We start from the raw sequence: 17,149 nt of genomic DNA, 5'->3' as shown, positions 1-17,149 counted from the left end.
GAGGATAACGCCATGGTGGACCGCGCCCAGGTCTTCGACGCGGCCGACGAATTGCGCCGGCGCGGAGAGGACCCGACCGTGCGCCGGGTTACGGCCCTGCTCCCGACCGGCGGGAGCCCCAACGCGGTTGGGCCGCTGTTGAGGGAATGGCACAAGAAGCGGGACGACGAACCCGCCGAGCGCCCCGAGATCGTGGACCGCGCCTACGCGGACTTCCTGTCCCGCGTCTGGATCCTGGCGCGGGCGGAGGCGCGGCGGTCGCTCGAGGAGGCGCAGGCGAAAACCGAGGCGATGGACGGTCGCCTGATCGAACTCGAGACGCAGGTCTGGGATAGAGACCTCCAGCTCGACGAGCTTCGGCTGGAGCGCGAACTCGTGAGCCAGGCGAACAGGCGCGAGCGCGAGGACCGCCGCGCCGCCGAGCAGAGGGCGGCGGACCTCGCCGCGGCGCTCTCGGCGGAGAAAGTGGCCCGACGCGCCGCGGAAGCCGCGGCCGCCGAGGCCGTTGCCGAGGCGACCGGGAGGAGGCCCCGGGCGGCAAGGGACGAAGCCCCTTGGGTCGAGTTCGGCGCCGCTGCCGAGCGCGTGATCGAGGCCGCCGGGAAGGAACTTACCACGCAGGAGATCCTCGACGCGCTGGAGCCCGCATTCCGGCTGCGGCTGATCACCGCTCTCGGCCGGGACGGCGAGGCCAAAGTTCGGCAGTGGCTCACGAGGAGGGCGAGGGACGGCGAGGGCTTCAAGGCGATCACGCCGCGCGGGCCCAGGCGGCCTCCGCGCTACACCACGTTCGCGCTCTCGGCGGCGCGCCGGGCGGCGACCGCGGCCGCCATGGCAGAGATCAGGCGAGGTGGGCGGTCGGGCGGCGTGGATTGACCTGCCGTTTCTTGCTGGTGGGGATCAGGGCATATTCGCCCTTTTGGGTGTCGAACGCAGCTTCAGGCCGGGCGCCGGGATCTCCTTAAGACTGCGCGATCCCGGCGGCGGGAAGCCGGTTTCGGGTCGCGGCGTCCGCGGTAAGACGAACAGATTAGAAACGAATTCGAGGCGATGTCTCCGGTTGTACGCAATGTCGTCGAGGAAGAAGTCGAGGTCGAGGACGTCGAGCGTCATGGGTTGCCCGAATGAGCAGGCGCTATCAGTCGAGAATGCGCCGGATGTTATCCGCGGAGGGCGACATGCCCGCGTCCGTCATCTCGACGAGCAGGATGAGCTTGTCCTGGAGACGCGAGAGATCCATGGTTCGAGTGCCCGGAGGCAGTCGGTAAGGATCGGACTGACGGCGCATCAGGCAAAAGAAGGCGTCGAGGAAATCGTCGAACGTTGCCACAGCGCGGCGATGCCTGGCTAGATCGCGGCTCTGGCGGAGAACGAGGAGGGTGGCGAGCTGCGCAACCTGCTCGCCTGCATCCTTCCTTATCGCCCGGAATACCTTGTCCTGTCGGCTGAGGAGGTCGGCGATCTCCTGCGGACGAGCCGATGTCGAAGCCACGCCGCGGTGGTGGAGCGAGTGCGCGTGCTCGTGCAGGTCGACCAGGCGGTCCAGCGAGTGCGGCTTGACGTCGAGGACCTCGGCGGCGCGCGCGATGCCGCGGGGCCACTTCGTAATGGTGCCCGTGTCCGGATCGTAGCGCCCGAGCGCTTCCTCGTAGTCGAGGCGCTCCATCCCTTGGTGCGCCCACGAGGGCGGGTCGTTCGGATCCTCGACCATCCTGGGCGAGTGGCCAAATCGGTGGTGGCGACCCAGCGCCCGACCGACGCTCTGTTCTGCGGACGCGCCGAACACCTCGTTCGCAATGTCGAGGATTTCGTCGTCGTTTACGCATGTGTGCTCGTCGGCGGCGGTCTTCATTCCGAGCCTCCTTGCGGTCGGGTTCGGTCGAAAGCCCAGCACATGTCGCGGCGGGCGTGCGAACAGGTGCGGTCGGCTGGTCTTTGCCCTAAGAAGTCGGGCCCTTTTTGCCCCGTGGTCCGTTTCGTCGATCCTTGCGGTGATCGGCGCGCCTGTAGCGAAATGATAAAATTTGGATGCGTGGGCTTGCGCGGGTGCCGAAGAGGGCTCCCGCTGCTTGCGATCGCTTCGCCGAACCCGCATCATTGCCGTGTTGCGGATTCGGGGGCGGCATCGTGCATCACGACGCTCGGTTCAGGCCGAAGGATAAGCTCGCGCGTCTTCGCGAGCACCAGGCGGATGCGCGCAGCAGCAAGGCTGAACTTGTCGCCCGCATGCGCGAGAAGCAGGCCGCGCCGCCGCCGCCCAAGCTCGATCCCGCTCCGAGGCCCAAGCCGTCCGCCCCGGCGTGCCGCCGGCGCGCGCCCCTTCCCGGGGGCGTTCGCGGAGCCGACCTGTCGTTCTTCCACGTATCGGATACCAGCACGAAGTTGGCTCCGGTAGCGGGCGCGAGCGCAATGATCGACGCGGTGTTCGCGGCGGTCGGCGACCAGACCGATCGCGTCGTCTTCACCTGGCCGGACAAGCTGCAAAGCCCCCTCGGCGCGACCCTTGCGGCAGCGTTGGCCTTGCACGAGGCCGACCTCGCAAGGCCGGTGACCATCGCCTTTTACCCCTACGGGCTGCGTCTCAAGACGGAGCTGCGCCGTCTCTTCGTCGACGAGGTCGACCTGGCCGCTCGAGCTCTTGCGCGGATCACAAGCCGGGAGAAATCCGAGTGGGGAGGGCCGATCTACCACTACGATTATCTCCTGCGGGCAACCGCCTCGGCCAAGGTCTCCGGTCGAAAGGCGGGCCTCGGCGGGGAGCCGGTCCTCAGCCCCAACCTGTTCGAGCTCGTTCCGATCTTCGAGCCGTCCGATGACGCGCAGCCACCCTATTCGCGGGGTGCGCGAAACTTCCTGGCGGATCTCGGGGGCAAGCGCGAGCTTCTTCGGGAGAAGCCGCAAGCCGCGAGTTGCGCTTCGGACGCGTCCGGCGCGCCGGTCTGCGTCTTCGGCCTGCCCGAGGACGCGCAGTCGATGGACCGATGCCTCCGGTTCACCCGGCGGTTGCGAGCCGAGACCGACGTCGTCGTCGTCGATCTGACCCGGGCCGATCTCCGGAAGGTGGCCGAGACGATGTCGCGGCTGCGCAGGGTCAAGAACTCGTTCGCCACGAACGTCGGGGGCAGACCGGCCTTCGTCGTCGCCTGCGCCGACCCGTTCCTCGCCGATCGCTGCCGTGAGATCCTCGCCGACGCGACGAGCTTGGACGCATCGGCGGCTGGCCTTCCCCTGGTCAGCGCGGTCCTCAAGACGCAGTCGGTCGATTTCTCGACGACCGACGGCCCGCTCCCGGGCCGTGACGCGCCGAAGGTGTCCGTTCTCGTGAAGACGGCACAGGTCGCGAAGGCTCGCAAGGAGTGGCTGCCCAAGGCTCGCGATCTGCAGACGGCCGGCTGCCCGGAAGCCGCCGAAGCGATTCGCGGCGGGATCGCGTTCCTCCAGGAGGTAGCCTCTCTACCCGTCGGGTACGACTTCTTCATCCAAAGCGTCGAGGGCGCGGAGGAGGAGCGCCGGGTCTCCGTCTGGGGGGCAAAGCGCTTCAAGGAGATCGAAGTCGCGAGCATGCTCATGAGCGCCGCCGACGAGGCAGGTCCCTTTCGGGAGGATCTCGTCGAGTTCCGGCGGTATCTGCTCGACGCCTTGAAGGCGTTCCGCCAGACCACGGAAGTGAGCGAGTGCCTCCGGGACTTTCTCGAAAGGGCCAGCAGGAAGGCCAACCGAACCGTCGTGGTAGTCCGCAATCCGATGATCGAGGACGCCCTACGGGAGTTCATCGACGAGGGCGGCTTCGACGGCGTCGAGGCGAAGCGCCTGCTTCGGAAGCTTACTCTTTGCACTCCCCGCACCGTCGACGTCGCCGCGGTGGACGTGCACGGGTCGGCGCGCGTCGACACGCTCGTCGTGCTGCAGCCCACGATCGAATGCGTGAAGCGGATCGCCTCGCTTCCCGTGCTGCCAGAAGTGGTCCTGGTCGGTGACGCGGGAGCGTTGGGCCGTGCGCGACAGCATTTGGTGAACGTCAAGCACCTGGTGCCCGAGCTCGCCGCGCGGCTGGAGGCCTTCATCGTCCCGCTGGCCGTGTGCGACGACCCTGACGACGGTGGCACCCTGGAGGGAGACGCCCAACTGCCGTTTTCCACGGCGATCACGCTCGACTTCAGCGGAAGCGGGCAGGCGGGCGGCTCGGACGGGCCAAAGGTCGTCATCCGCACCACGGGCGGGTACCAGCTGGTCTACCGAGCCCAGGGCGAATGCGTGGTGCGCCGCGACGACAGGAACGCCCCTTTCCACCAAATCGAAGCCGGCAAGGTCGCAGCCGGCGACGAGATCATGATCATGACAGGCCGCCTCGAGGAGCGCCTCGATACGCTGCTCGGTCCGGTAGAAGCGGGAGACGACACGTTTCTAAGGTTGTATCGCTCCCATGTCCAAGACCGCGCCGACCAGCTTCCGGGCAAGGTGATGCGGGAGAAGGCCTGCCACTTGCTCGGCCGCATGCACGACCTCGCTCGCGCGAACGGCAGCGACGGCGGTAGGCCCTTCGGCAAAAACGAGCTTCAGAACGTAGCGCGCTGGCTTTCCGCTCGGCCCGACGACGAGAGCCGCCAACCTCGCGCGCCGCGCGAGAAGCGCGCCTTCCGCTACTTCATGACCGCCTTGGGCGTGGACGAGGCGCTCGCGGCGCAGTTCTGGGGCAATTCCATCGTAAGGACCCGGGCCGAGAACGTGAGCGCGGGGTTTCGGGAGAACCAACGCGCGATGCGGTTTCTCGTCAACCCGCATCAATTCTACGCCCGCTTCACCGAAGAGCGCGCCGAGCTTCGGGTCCTGTGGGACGAGATGGCGACTGCGTTCGAAGAAGTCGTCTCCTGCGTCAAGGAAGGATAGGGGCATGATCGTGCAGGGCAGCTTCAAGCTCGTCGACGTAGACAAAGCGATTCCGTCCTTCGACGAGCGGCACGAACTCAAGGAGGCGATCTGCGACGCTCTCATCGAGATGACCCATGCTCGCGCAGGCGGTCTCGGGCCGGCGGGCGAGGTGGTCTACGGGGTCAAGCCGAGCGACTGGTTCGTCAGTGATTTCCTGCTGCCGAGGTTTACCGGAAGCGGCCGTGACGACACGTCGGATATCCGCATCGCCGTGCATGGAGTGGAGTTCAAGATCGAGGCCGGCTCCCGAGGGACGCTGAGCGTCGCGCCCGAGTTCGCCGTCTACGTCCGCGTCCTTCCGACCTGGGAGGACTTGGCCGATCCGGCCCGGGAACTGCCCCCGAAGCCTCGGCTGAAGGAAGGCGTCCGCAGGGACATCTACCAGCAAGCGAAGTCAAAGGCGCAGGCGGAAAGAAAAAAGGATGGCGAGCAGCGCAAGCTTCGAGATTTGATCTCGCATTTCTCAAGAGAGTTGATGCTGGAGCGTGGAATTCGTCTCGACGGATCAGACCAGCGCAGCGTACTGATTAAGGTCGAGGAGGCTCTGGACGGTCGTTCGGATTCGGAGCCTGGGACGGATTCGGTAGAAGCGGGGCCGGTCGCAGTCGTCGAGACCTTGGGGGAGAGCGACACAGCGCCGGACAACGTCACGGTCGAAGAGGAGATACCGCAGAAGTGGCGGCGGCTGCCGATCAGGGTGCCAGAGTTCGCTATCGACCTCCAGGCCGACGATAGGCGCCGTGGGGAGGCGACCGCCGACTACGGGAACTCCCTCGCCGAGGCCATCCGCTCGGCATACGCGGAGTTCCTGGGCAGCGACGACGGGCGCGCGTGGGCTTGGCGTCCGCGCCGCTTCCCACCGAGCGCCTTCAGATCGCGGGAGCGCTGGGAACAGGTCCTGATCGCCGTGCGGCAGGACGCGCCGAGCATGAGCGATCTCTGCCCGGCGCAGCAGCCGACGTTCGCCGTCGAGTGGACCCCGGATCCGCTGGATCCATCGACGATCAGCGTTCGGCTCGCGCTCGAGCACGGCAGGGCGGCCGACGTCGGGGAGAACGGGCTGTTCCAAGTCGCGATGCGCGTCAGCGTTCCCCGCGCGGCGCTGCGTCCCTTCACCCTGGAGCGGGTTCGACCCTCGTACTCGATCGCCGGGTACATGGAGGTCGACGCCGCGGGGGTAAACTGCGGCGTCGAGAGCGCCAACGACGAGGGAAGCGTCGCTCTCACCACGACCTGGGCTCCGCGCTATCATCTGCCCCGCATCGTGCCGAACGAAATCGCCGATTTCGACGTCACCTATCTCGGCCTGTCCAACCCGGCGCGCTCGGCTGCCTCCCTCGAGCCGCTCCCAGACAGCTTCGTCGATTGGATCGAGGACACGGTCGGCAAAGTCGACCCGGAGCGCGGGCTCGACCCGGCCGACGCGGCGTCCCGCGAGCGCGAGCGCGAGAGCTTCGCGAAGAACATCGAGGATTGGGGACGCGAAGTCGAGGCGCTTCGGGCCGGCATAGCACTCCTCAAGGAGAGCGAGGGCGCCTTCCGTCAAGACCCGGCAGACCGCAGGGCGATCCCGTTCCGGGCTTGGCTTCTGATGAACCGCACTTTCCTCCAGGCAGCCCGGCGGAGGGGCTGGAAAGAGAGCGAGGCCGGCTGGCGTCTATTCCAGCTGGGCTTCGTTCTGAGCGGCTTGACCGCCGTCGCCACGCGAATGGAGGAGTTCCACGGCCACTACGCCGCCGAACGGGACGAGAGGGTCTCCCTGCTCTACTTCGCGACCGGAGGCGGCAAGTCGGAGGCCTTCTTCGGCCTGCTCATCTTCACCCTGTTCTTCGACCGGATGCGCGGCAAGCACCGCGGGGTGAGCGCCTTGATGCGGTACCCGTTGCGCCTGCTGACCGCCCAGCAGGCGCGGCGTCTCGCGCTCCTCCTCGCCGAGGCCGAGGTGATCAAGGCAGACGAAGGCATCGGCGGTGCACCGTTCGAGATCGGCTTCTGGGTGGGAGGGGCGAGCACTCCCAACTCGACGCTGGACAGGCACGGCAAGATCCGGGAAGGCCTCAAGGACGTGCCCGAGATCGGTCCTTCCGCAAAGGCTGAGGAGGCGAAGGCACTCGCCAAGGACGGCTACAAAGCGGCGCTGAGGGACTACAACAAGCTGCCGACCTGCCCCTTCTGCGGCAAGACGACCGGCTTGCGCCTGTATCCGAAGCGCGAGAAGCGGCTTGGCATCGTCTGCTTCGACGATGGCTGCCGGTGGAACAAGATCTCCCGCCGTTCCGGAGCACTGGAGCCCCTGCCGTTCCTCCTCACGGACCGCGACATCTATCGCCGCGCGCCGGCCATCCTGCTCGGCACCGTGGACAAGCTCGCCCTCATTGGCCACCATCCGCTCACGATCAATCGATTGGCGTCGATGTTCGGGACTGCGCGTTGGATCGCAAGCGGAACGGGCCTGCTCGAGTCGCCGCACCTTCACGACGAACTCAAGGGATCGCCGCCGGCGGGGAAATCCCCGGTAGGCCCGGCCTATCGGGGCGGCGAGGAGGTCTTTGTCGATCCCGTACCGGCGATCATCGTCCAGGACGAGGCGCATCTGCTGGAGGAAAGCCTCGGCACCTTCGCTGGCCTCTTCGAGACCACGCTGTACCAGTGGTTCCGCTCCTTGCGCACCATCCTTGGCTCACGCATGGCCACCGTGCCGGGAGCGCCCACCCAGGTCCGAATGCCGAAGGTGATCGCGGCGACCGCGACGATCAGCGATCCAGAAAAGCAGGTCGAGGCTCTCTACCAGCGCGAGGTGGAGCGCTTTCCGCAGCCCGGGCCGGAGCTGCACCGCAGCTTCTATGCGGCTCCGCGGGCCTTCGAGGGCGCGGCGCGCGAACGCGAAGGCTGGGCTTCGAACCCCGCGGATTCGGAGTGGCTCGCGCCTTGGGCGCGCGTCTACGTGAGCCTGATGACGAACGGGCGCCCCCACACCGTCACGACGGTCACGATCCTCAGCGCCTTCGCGGCGATCGTCACACGGCTTCTTCGGGACCTGTGCGCGCCCGAAGAAGCCCGGAAGCGGTCCGCGGTCGAGGATTTGGTCGCGTCACTCAGGCGCGGCCCGCTACGGCAGCGCCACGAGGCGGCGATCAGGGCGCTCGACGCGGCCGGGCGCCACGACGTTCTGGCGTCGGTGGTCGACCTGCATCGCGTCGCCCTGACATATGTCACGAACAGGAAGGGCGGCGACCAGATCCTTTCGGCCACGGCGGCAGTCGCGGACCAGGAGCACCGTTCGATCGGTCAGCCGTATGTGGTCGACGATCTGAGAATGCGCCTGATCAGCGGAGGCGTCGACGCCGGCGAGATCGAAAGCATCGTCAAAGAAGCGGAAAGGCCCTTCGACCCGACAACGATGGATCTCTCAGACGCGCTGCGCATGATCGTGGCCACCTCGGCCATATCTCACGGCGTGGACGTGGAGCGGTTCAATTCCATGTTCTTCGCCGGCATGCCCACCGACATAGCGGAATACATCCAGGCGTCCTCGCGCGTGGGGCGCACCCATGTCGGGTTCGTGATGCTCGTCCCGACGCCGCAGGCGCGTCGCGACCGGTACATCGCCGAGGTTCACGAGCCCTTCCACCGCTTCCTCGAACGCATGATCGCGCCGCCTGCGATCGAGCGCTGGGCCTCCCGGGCGGTGCGGCGGGTCATCCCCTCCATTATCCAGAATTGGCTCGTCGGCATCAAGACACAGGAGGAATTCCAACGCGCGCCCGCCGACATGAAGCACTCGGTGCCGCACTTCACGCAGCGCCGCGAGGTCAAGCGCCTCAAGGACAAGTTGGGTGCGACCGAGTTCAAGCGCGCCCTCACCGAGCATGTCTTGGCGGCAATCGGCGTCGACGAGGTCGTCGGGGGAGCGGGTTCCGACCGGGAAACCTACGAGGCGCTGGTGGCCACGCAGATCGACCGATTCGTGGAGAACATCGACGAGCCGCATGCGGCGGGAGAAATGGATGCCTTTTGGCAGTTCAACGCCGCGCAACTCGACATGCCCATGACTTCGTTGCGCGACGTGGACGCACCCGGACGGATCACGCCTTTCGCCCAGTTCGGGAAAGTGGATGCACTGAAGCAGGTGAAGGAAACCATGCAGTTCATCCGCCGAGGCGGCTCGAACTAGCGCAGCCGGGGAGCAGGCAAGTCCATGAGCGATTACGAAATGAACCGCTCCCGAACCCAGGTCGGGATGACGTACGCACCCGGAAGCTTCTTCTCGTTCGAGGGGGGGATGGGCGCGTGCCACGCCCGGCCGGTGAAGGCGTCGACTGCCGAGAGCCTTGGCGACCTGGTGGAGACGCAGATACTCGAACTCATCGAGGAACGCGCCCGTTCCTGGCTCGAGCAGGCCATGAACGCCGTTCGGACCGCATCGCAGCCGCCGATAAGGGAGGATCTGGTCCTCGGCGGCGGCTTTCGGTCCCGGCAGGGCAACATCGAGCTCCTGCGCGACAGCTTCAAGTTCCTGGTGCCGGACCGGGTCGGCTACGAGCCGATGCCCATGACCTTCGTCTGCCGCCGCTGCGACCTGCTGCAGGCCTTTGGATCGGTCAAGGAGTTTTGCGCCAAGCGCGCTTCGATGAGAGATAATTGCCCCAGCGGAGCCGCTTCGTGCGCCGACAGCTGGGAGCAGCTCGACGTCGCCTTCGTACACTGGAGCGGCGGGTTCGAGCCAATCACTCTGAAGGTGAACCGGTGGGATCCGAACGACCGCGCCGTCGACCGGCGCTCGGTGAGATGCGTCTGCGGCGGCGAGCGCTTCAAGCTGCTCAGGCCTGCGCCGGTGTTCTCCAAATGGCGCCTGGAATGCACGGCCTGCTCGCTCGCGCAGCCGCTGCCCGAAGAGCAGGATCGCCAAACGCTCGAGGTCATCGGGGAGGGGATAAGCACCGGCTCACACTGGCGGATCGAAAGCAACATGGAGCCGATCTCGATCCGAGCGAACGCGGCATACTATGTCCAAGCGGACAGGCTTCTCGTCTTCGTCGACGACAAGTGGTTCAAGATGCTCAGGCTGCGGCAGAACGATGCCCTCGCCGAGTTCCTGGCGCTGGAGTACGGCTACCCGCAGACGCCGCTCAGCGATGAGCAAAAGGAAGACGTGCTCGTGCGGGCCGGACGGGGCGGGCTCTGGAAGAGCTACAAGGATCTGCGGGCCATGCTTCATACCCACGAGGAGGCGGGGAATGAAGCCGGGACACAGCCGCTGCGCGACGCGTTGCGGGCGATGGAGGCCCAGTGGGCCGACGATCTCCCTATGGAAATGGTGCCGAGCCCCGTCCTGACGCGCGCGGTCCGAGAGCGGCAGAACTGGATGCGCAGATACGATCCTATCCGCCAGGCTGTCGAGCACAAGACGTTGGCCGAGACTATTCTTGGGCCGAAAGGGCTCCGGGGCGTCGTCAACGTCCGGCACCCGGACAAATCGCTGTTGCCCGGCCTGCGCGCAGCGGACGAGCAGGCAGCAGTCTTGAAAATCGGAGAGGCACTCGATCTGCTTGGGATCGAGGACATGCGCATGGTGCGCGAGTTCCCGGTTTGCGAGTTCTCTTTCGGCTACACGCGCACCTCACCGGATCCAGTTCTCGAAAGGAAGAAGAACAACATCGAGATAAACCTGCCTGTTCGGCTCAATTTGTTCGATCGGGTCTACATAACCGAGGATGAGGGGGCGAGGCGTCCAATTTACGTCCTGCGACAGGACAACGAGGCCTTTTACGTCAGATTGGACGAGGAAATCGTGCGTCGCTGGCTGGAGGCAAACGAATTCTCCATAACCCTGCCTGGCCCGCATGCCAAGCTTGGCGCCATGCTGATCGAGGAGTTCGCCTCGCAGCCCTTCTCCAAGTGGCTGGACGAGTACCGTGGTAAGCCGCAGGCGGGTTCACGCAATCCCTACGCTTACGTCTACACGCTGCTCCACACCATGGCGCATCATCTGATGCACGAACTCGCTCAGGTGTCGGGCCTGGACCTCGGGAACATGAGCGAACACCTGTTTGTCCCAGACCTCGCCTACGTCGTCTACCGGCGGGGAACCACCATGGATCTCAATTACCTCAGTTCCGCCTGGCGCGCCTGCACGGATCCCACCGTCGGCAACGCCGTTCTTCGACGGATGCTGGACCCGGCCTCGCTTCGCTGCGGGTCGGGTTCCCTTTGCGACAACCGCGGCGGGGCATGCCCGGATTGCATATTGATCCCCGAGGTCAGCTGCATCACGCGGAACGCTCTTCTCAGCCGCTCGGTCCTGCGTGGGGTGGGTCGTCCGCACTGGGATCTTACGTCCCCAGGCTCCGTAGCCGGGTATTACCAGGTCGCCGCCCAGGTCGCGCGTGAGCGGCGGGGAACTCCCGCGCCATGACCGGGGGGCAAAGGTTTCTGCAGGAAATTGTCGAGGCTGTCGTGGACGGCGGCGCGGACCTATCCCGCGTGGCCGCCGTCCTCAGGGCCGCCGGCGCAGGGACCACGTCTGTCGTCAGGTCCGAATGGATGGTGGCCAGAGGCATCGACGTCGAGAGGGACGGTGAGGCCATACGAGCCATGGGCGTGCTCGCCGGTCTCGGCCTCTTGAGGCCCGTCGAGGGCGGCTGGGTTTGTGCTCCGGGCAGCCGTCTCGCGGAGTTGGCTACGGCCCTGCAAGGCGCCGCAGCGGCTTGGAATGTCGCGCGCAAGAAGCTGGCACCCGACATCGCGGTCACGCTTCCGACACGGCCGAGCGCGTTGGACGATGCTCTGCGGCAAGTGTCCCTCGACCATACCCGCCTGATCACGACGGACGAAGCCCTCGACGAACTCGCGGCGAAGGCGATCGACGAGCTTGTCGTCGTCACGCCCTTCGTCAACGCCGCGGCGGCTCCATCCCTCGCAAGGGTCTTCGACGCCACGCGCGCCAGGAGCCGCGTCCTGGTCGTGCGCAACTTCCAACGAGTCAAGCCATCGCTGGAGACGGTCGCCTCCCATCTCGCCGGCGTCCGGATCGTGGACTACCATCGCGTGATCGATGCCAGCGCCTATGAGACATTCCACGCCAAGGTCGTTCTTGCCGACAGCGACTGCGCTTACGTGGGCTCCGCGAACTTCCTGCGGTACGCTCGATCGAGCGTGGAGCTTGGGGTAGTCCTGAACGGTGGCATAGTGCGGGTGGTCGCGGGGCTGGTTCGAGCGATTCGCGACGTCGCGAGCCCATGTGAGCTGGGATCATAGCGGGGGGCTGAGGTGTTCCTGGGACCGAAGATCTGCGGGACGGAGGAAATCGGCGAGGTCGGTCGCGCCTGCGCTCCTGCCTCGCGATCCACGTCGCCGGGCCTTCTGCGCCTCTACCTCGGCGAGTTCCGACGCCTGGCCGCTCGTCGCCAAATCGGGGCGCCTCTGGCGTTCTGTCGCGACCTGTACGATGCCTCTCTCGAACGCGATCCGGGCAATGATCATTGCACCGGGCCGCGTGCGCTGATCGACGCCTTGCGGGGCATGGAGCCGGACGAACGGGACTACGCGATCGCCACCGGTTACGCATTGACCATGGACGCGCAGCTTCGGCAGCGGCGCGGCGTGTTTTTCACCCCTCCTCCGCTCGTTCGGCACCTTATCCAAGCTATGGTCGCACACGGCCTAGATCTGAGAAGACACCGGATCATCGATCCGGCGGCGGGAGGTGCGGCCTTCGTCGTCCCGCTTGCGCGCCGACTCCTCGAGCTCTCCGTCGGAAGCTCACCTGATCGTCGGGTCGCCGACCTGCGGAGCCGCCTTGCTGGAGTGGAGGTCGAGGGCGATCTCGGACGGCTCGCCAACCACATGATTCGGCGAGCGGTGGAAAGGGAGCTGCTTTCGTTCGGTCCTACCGCCGAGGAATGCGGTCTCGTTCGCGAGGCAGATGCACTCGAGGGTCTCCCGACTCCTCTCTTCGACGCGGTCATCGGAAATCCACCCTACGGACGGCTGGGTGCCTCGGAATTCGCCGTTTGGCGGGATCGGTATCCGGAGATCGTCAAAGGGCACCTGAACTGGTTCTCGATCTTCGTACGCCGCGGCTTGGACTTGTTGCGCCCGGGCGGTCTGCTCGGCTTCGTGCTACCGTCAAGCTTCGTCGGCAGCCCCAGCTACGAGGCGTTCCGCGAAGACGTTCTTCGACGTGCCGAGCTCCTCCAGCTTGACCATATCGATCAACGCCACGGCCTCTTCTTTTCCGTTCAGCAGGACTGTTGCTTCCTGATCCTGCGCAAGCGTAAGGGCCGCCGCGTGCGCACGAAGAGATGTTCCTTGGGCTACCTCTCTTCTGAAGGGACTTATCTGAACGGCCAGGCTTTCGAGCCCGCCACGGACGGAGCCCCATGGCGCATGTCGTGCGGCTCGGCGACCATTGAGGCCGAGAGCTCGGATGCCGAGACGACGACGCTTGCCGCCCTGGGATGGGTGGGCCGCGTCGGATCCGTTGTTCCGCACAGGTCGACCGGAACCCTTCTTAAAGAGCGGTCGGACGACGCCCCGCGAGGCGAAGCCGTGGTCCCTCTTCTGTGGAGCAAGGCCATTTCGCCCGACGGCTCGTTCGATCCCGAAAGGATGAAGGAGGCAAGGGAACTGATCTACGTGCGCTGCGCCCAAAATTCCCCCTCGCTGATCCGAGAGGCGTCCATCCTCGTCCAGCGAACCAGCAACAAGCAGCAGCGCCGCCGTGTCAATGCCGCCGTCCTGCCCTCGTCGTTCGTCGGGCGCACCGGCGCATTGGCCGAAAACCACGTCGTGGTTCTGAGCCCACCGCCAGACATAGCCGAGAACGAGCTGGATGACTGGGCCGCCTTGTTGTCCAGCGGTGCCTTCAATGCGCTGTTCAGCGAGCGCAGCGGTACGGCCACCGTGTCGGTGCGCCTTCTGATGCAGATGCCATTTCCGAAGGCCTGGATCCCCGAACCAGGCACGAGATCGAGGCGCGGCCGCAGCGGCAAGAAGCACTAGCGGTGTCGGATCGCGCACGGTGGCGCTCGATGGTCCGCCGTCCAACCCGGTGCCTGCGAGACGGGCTATGGACGCGCTTCGCTGACATCCCACTCGCCGAGCGCTTGAGACTCGCGGCACTGCTTCCTGCCCGGAAGAGGAGCCGCGAGGAGATCCTCGGCCGCATGCACGACGCCTTGGAGCTTAGCCGCCCGCTTTAGACCACGCGTCTGAGGCTGAAGGCGGCGATCGCCTACGCCGACCGGAAGGGCCGATGATGTCGATGATCGGCGGCGCGGATATTCCCTCGCATGCGCCGATTCGGGCACACCCCGGTGGGTACATGACTGGGTACAAGGCCACCCAAGCCCATTCGCCAAGACATTGAAAACGCTGGACGATTTCTTCCGAGAGGAGACCTGGTGGAGCTGAGGGGATTCGAACCCCTGACCTCTGCAGTGCGATTGCAGCGCTCTCCCAACTGAGCTACAGCCCCGACCGGTCGGGCCGGACGTCTGGGGCGGCGCTTGGGGGCGCTGCCGTCCGGGTGGGCGGTTGATAGAGGGGTCCGCCGCCGCTGTCAACGCGATTCGCGCGGCGATTCGCGCGGCGATTCACACGGCCCGCGGCACGGCTCGCGACCGGTGCCGATGCCGCATCGCTTCCCGCATTGTTTCCCGCGGCGAAGCCCGCTAAACGAAGCGCGGCGGTCCGTGGCGGGCCGCGGGACCCGCAGCCAGGACGACCTCATGATCGCGCTCTTCCAAACGATCGACCTGATCCTCGGACTCCTGACCTGGTTGATCATCGGGTCGGCGATCCTCAGCTGGCTGATCGCCTTCGGCGTCGTGAACACGAACAACGACGTGGTGCGCACGATCTACGACGTGCTGAGCCGGCTGACCGAGCCGCTGCTGCGGCCGATCCGGAGCATCCTGCCGAACCTCGGCGGCATCGACATCTCGCCGATCGTGCTCCTGCTCCTCATCTTCTTCCTGCGCAGCTTCCTCATCAACGACGTCGCGCCGGCGGTGATCTGAGCCGCACTCCCCGCGACGACCGCGCGCGTTCCCGCGATGTCGCGATCGCGGGAACGCGATCAGGAGAGCTTGCCGCGTTCGCGGATGTAATCCTCGCTCGTGCGCGGGCGTGCGCGCTCGACCGCGTGAGGGTCGAAGCTCTCGTCGACGACCGCCTGGACGCGGCAATCCTCGCACATCTGCAGGACGCGAAGCCGCCGCTCGCCGTCGGCGCCGGCGAACATCCAGTGGCGCCCGCCGAGCTTCTCCGTGACGCGCTCGATGGTGGAGCGCGTCCCGAAGGCCTTGCCGCATTCCACGCAGCAGAAGGGCTCCTCCTCCTTGAGCACGCGCTTGGGCGCGTCCCAGGCGGCGAAGTCGAGGCGGGGCTCGAGCGCGATCACGCCTTCCGGGCAGGTCGCGGCGCACAGGCCGCACTGCACGCACAGGCTCTCGGTGAAGCGCAGCATCGGGCGCTCGGCATTGTCCGAGAGCGCGTCCGCCGGGCAGGCGGAGACGCAGGAGAGGCACAGCGTGCAGCCCTCGACGTCCACCACGATCCCGCCGAAGGGCGCGCCGGCGGCGAGCGGCACGACCGGCACCGGGGCCGGCGCGACGCGGTGGAGCTCGCGGAAGGCGATCTCGAGCAGCTGGCGCTTCTTGGGCTGGGCGAGGAAGGACGCCGGCACCGCGGAACCGGCACCGGCCCGGGCCGCCGCGGCCGCGCGCGTGGCCGCGCCGAGCGCGTCCGGATCGTCGGTCTCGATCACGCCGACCGGCGCCGCGCCGAAGCCGAGCGCGACGAGGATCGTGTTCACCGTCTCCACGGTGCGCGCGAGCCCATCGAGGGGATGCTTCGGCCTGGCGCGCGCCAGGAACAGCGCACCGGCCGCGCCGTAGGCGAAGAGCGCGGCCAGCGTCTCGGGGCCGACCTGCCCGATCTCGTTGACGGCGACGGGGATCACGCTCGCCGGCAGCCCGTCGCCGAAGCGCGCGAGCGCGTCGACGAGCGGCTCGCCGTGGTCGACGTCGTGGAACAGGACGACGGCGTCGCGCCCGCCCGCCTCGCGGAAGGTGCGCATCATGACGCGCAGCCGCGCGACGAGATCGCCGGCCCCGGGGAGCGCGTAGGAGGCCGCGCCCGTCGGGCAGGCGGCGGCGCACTGGCCGCAGCCGGCGCAGACCGCCGGGTCGATCGCGACGTGATCGCCGGCGGGGGCGATGGCGCCCGTGGGGCACAGGTCGAGGCAGCGCGTGCAGCCGACGATCCGCGAGCGCGAATGCGCGCACAGGCCCGCGTCGAAGTTCACGTAGCGGGGCTTGTCGAAGGTGCCGACCAGGGTCGACGCGTCGAGCAGCAGGCGCTCGACGGCGACCGGGTCGCGCGGGTCGGCACGCAGGTAGCCCGGGCGCAGGTCGTGGGCGGGGAAGAGCGGGTCCCTGCCCGTGAGGTCGATCACGACGTCGCAGGCGGACGTCGCGCCGTCCCGGGCGGACCCGAAGACGAGCGCCGCGCGGGATGCCGGCGAGGGTGCGGCGTAGTCGTCGATCGTCAGCTCGAAGGCGCCGAGACGGCCCGCTGCGTTGCGCACGCGCCCCTTCAGCACGGGGAAGTCCGCCTTGCGCGGCGGCACGACCTCACCGGGCCGGTCGAGGAGCACGGTCACGTCGAGGTGATCCGCGAGGCGGCGCGCGGCCTCGATCGCGACCTCGTCGCGGCCGAGCACGAGGGCGACGCCCTCGCTCTCCAGCGTGACGAGGGCGGCGTCCGACACCGGCACGCTCGCCATGGCGAGGAGCGCCGCCATCTTCGGCCCGGCCGACTGCGCATCCGCCGACCAGCCGCCGGTCTCGCGGACGTTCGCCAGCGCGTAGGGCGCGCTCGTGCCCGCGGCCTCCGCCGCATCGGCGAAGGCGGCCTCCTCCTGCGTGCAGCCGATCGTCACCGGTGCGCCGGTCGCGAAGGCGGTCTCGAGCCGGGCGATCTCGGCCCGGCAGAGCTGCGTCGCCGTCTCGAGCCGCCCACCGCAGCCCGCCTCCAGGCCCTTGGCGAGGGCTTCGGTATCGAGCGGCATGGTCCGCTCGCAGGAACAGGCGAAGACGATGCGGTCGGGCTGTGACATGACGCGGCGGACCTTCGGGAGCGTTGGGTGATGCTCTTGCCGTGAAACGGTTTATATTGGAATAGACCCAAGGAAGGGCGCTGGATAGCCGCCCAG

General features: G+C 67.1%; 10 protein-coding genes and 1 tRNA gene. 7 read left to right on the top strand and 4 right to left on the bottom strand.

The window, feature by feature from the left end:
• The first annotated feature begins 12 nt into the window (after positions 1 to 12).
• On the top strand, positions 13 to 876 hold the full coding sequence (locus G407_RS0122770; protein ID WP_029032659.1) for a DNA-binding protein: 864 nt from the start codon (positions 13 to 15) through the stop codon (positions 874 to 876).
• Between the two features lie 24 nt (positions 877 to 900).
• Here G407_RS0122770 and G407_RS31920 read toward each other — a convergent pair whose 3' ends face one another.
• Positions 901 to 1,113, bottom strand: a complete 213-nt coding sequence (locus G407_RS31920; protein WP_156917687.1) for a hypothetical protein — start codon at positions 1,111 to 1,113, stop codon at positions 901 to 903.
• Between the two features lie 25 nt (positions 1,114 to 1,138).
• Positions 1,139 to 1,852, bottom strand: a complete 714-nt coding sequence (locus tag G407_RS0122765) for a hypothetical protein (RefSeq protein WP_029032658.1) — start codon at positions 1,850 to 1,852, stop codon at positions 1,139 to 1,141.
• A gap of 275 nt (positions 1,853 to 2,127) precedes the next feature.
• Between G407_RS0122765 and G407_RS0122760 the strand changes: the two genes are divergently transcribed.
• Genes G407_RS0122760 through G407_RS0122740 form a run of 5 tightly spaced genes read left to right on the top strand, consistent with a single transcriptional unit; the run spans position 2,128 to position 13,932 of the window.
• The gene (locus G407_RS0122760; RefSeq protein ID WP_156917686.1) at positions 2,128 to 4,887 is read left to right on the top strand and encodes a hypothetical protein; all 2,760 of its coding nucleotides are present in this window, start codon (positions 2,128 to 2,130) and stop codon (positions 4,885 to 4,887) included.
• 4 nt (positions 4,888 to 4,891) lie between these two features.
• The gene (locus G407_RS29525; RefSeq protein ID WP_052341770.1) at positions 4,892 to 9,103 is read left to right on the top strand and encodes a DEAD/DEAH box helicase family protein; all 4,212 of its coding nucleotides are present in this window, start codon (positions 4,892 to 4,894) and stop codon (positions 9,101 to 9,103) included.
• A gap of 24 nt (positions 9,104 to 9,127) precedes the next feature.
• On the top strand, positions 9,128 to 11,344 hold the full coding sequence (locus tag G407_RS0122750; protein WP_029032656.1) for a hypothetical protein: 2,217 nt from the start codon (positions 9,128 to 9,130) through the stop codon (positions 11,342 to 11,344).
• Positions 11,341 to 12,186, top strand: coding sequence for a phospholipase D-like domain-containing protein (locus tag G407_RS30800; RefSeq protein WP_052341769.1), 846 nt, complete (start codon positions 11,341 to 11,343; stop codon positions 12,184 to 12,186). Before G407_RS0122750 ends, G407_RS30800 begins: the two co-directional genes overlap by 4 nt.
• Positions 12,187 to 12,198: 12 nt before the next feature.
• Positions 12,199 to 13,932, top strand: coding sequence for an HsdM family class I SAM-dependent methyltransferase (locus G407_RS0122740; RefSeq protein WP_029032655.1), 1,734 nt, complete (start codon positions 12,199 to 12,201; stop codon positions 13,930 to 13,932).
• A 399-nt stretch (positions 13,933 to 14,331) separates the two neighbouring features.
• On the opposite strand, the gene G407_RS0122735 is transcribed toward G407_RS0122740, so the two are convergent.
• Positions 14,332 to 14,407 (bottom strand) — tRNA-Ala (locus tag G407_RS0122735).
• A gap of 253 nt (positions 14,408 to 14,660) precedes the next feature.
• Between G407_RS0122735 and G407_RS0122730 the strand changes: the two genes are divergently transcribed.
• The gene (locus G407_RS0122730) at positions 14,661 to 14,951 is read left to right on the top strand and encodes a YggT family protein (protein WP_029032654.1); all 291 of its coding nucleotides are present in this window, start codon (positions 14,661 to 14,663) and stop codon (positions 14,949 to 14,951) included.
• 59 nt (positions 14,952 to 15,010) lie between these two features.
• Here G407_RS0122730 and G407_RS0122725 read toward each other — a convergent pair whose 3' ends face one another.
• Positions 15,011 to 17,005 carry a 4Fe-4S binding protein gene (locus G407_RS0122725; RefSeq protein WP_156917692.1) on the bottom strand — a complete coding sequence of 665 codons (1,995 nt, stop codon included), beginning with the start codon at positions 17,003 to 17,005 and terminating at the stop codon, positions 15,011 to 15,013.
• Between the last annotated feature and the right edge of the window lie 144 nt (positions 17,006 to 17,149).

The sequence above is a fragment of the Salinarimonas rosea DSM 21201 genome, assembly GCF_000429045.1.
GTDB lineage: Bacteria > Pseudomonadota > Alphaproteobacteria > Rhizobiales > Beijerinckiaceae > Salinarimonas > Salinarimonas rosea.
The sequence above is the reverse complement of the archived record's forward strand: the minus strand, read 5'-3'. Positions and strand labels throughout refer to the sequence as shown.

Bases quoted from the DNA above. Each gene is read 5' to 3' on its own strand.
- G407_RS0122770 (WP_029032659.1), top strand. From the start codon at position 13: ATGGTGGACCGCGCCCAGGTCTTCGACGCGGCCGACGAATTGCGCCGG.
- G407_RS31920 (WP_156917687.1), bottom strand. From the start codon at position 1,113: ATGACGCTCGACGTCCTCGACCTCGACTTCTTCCTCGACGACATTGCG.
- G407_RS0122765 (WP_029032658.1), bottom strand. From the start codon at position 1,852: ATGAAGACCGCCGCCGACGAGCACACATGCGTAAACGACGACGAAATC.
- G407_RS29525 (WP_052341770.1), top strand. From the start codon at position 4,892: ATGATCGTGCAGGGCAGCTTCAAGCTCGTCGACGTAGACAAAGCGATT.
- G407_RS0122750 (WP_029032656.1), top strand. From the start codon at position 9,128: ATGAGCGATTACGAAATGAACCGCTCCCGAACCCAGGTCGGGATGACG.
- G407_RS30800 (WP_052341769.1), top strand. From the start codon at position 11,341: ATGACCGGGGGGCAAAGGTTTCTGCAGGAAATTGTCGAGGCTGTCGTG.
- G407_RS0122730 (WP_029032654.1), top strand. From the start codon at position 14,661: ATGATCGCGCTCTTCCAAACGATCGACCTGATCCTCGGACTCCTGACC.
- G407_RS0122725 (WP_156917692.1), bottom strand. From the start codon at position 17,005: ATGCCGCTCGATACCGAAGCCCTCGCCAAGGGCCTGGAGGCGGGCTGC.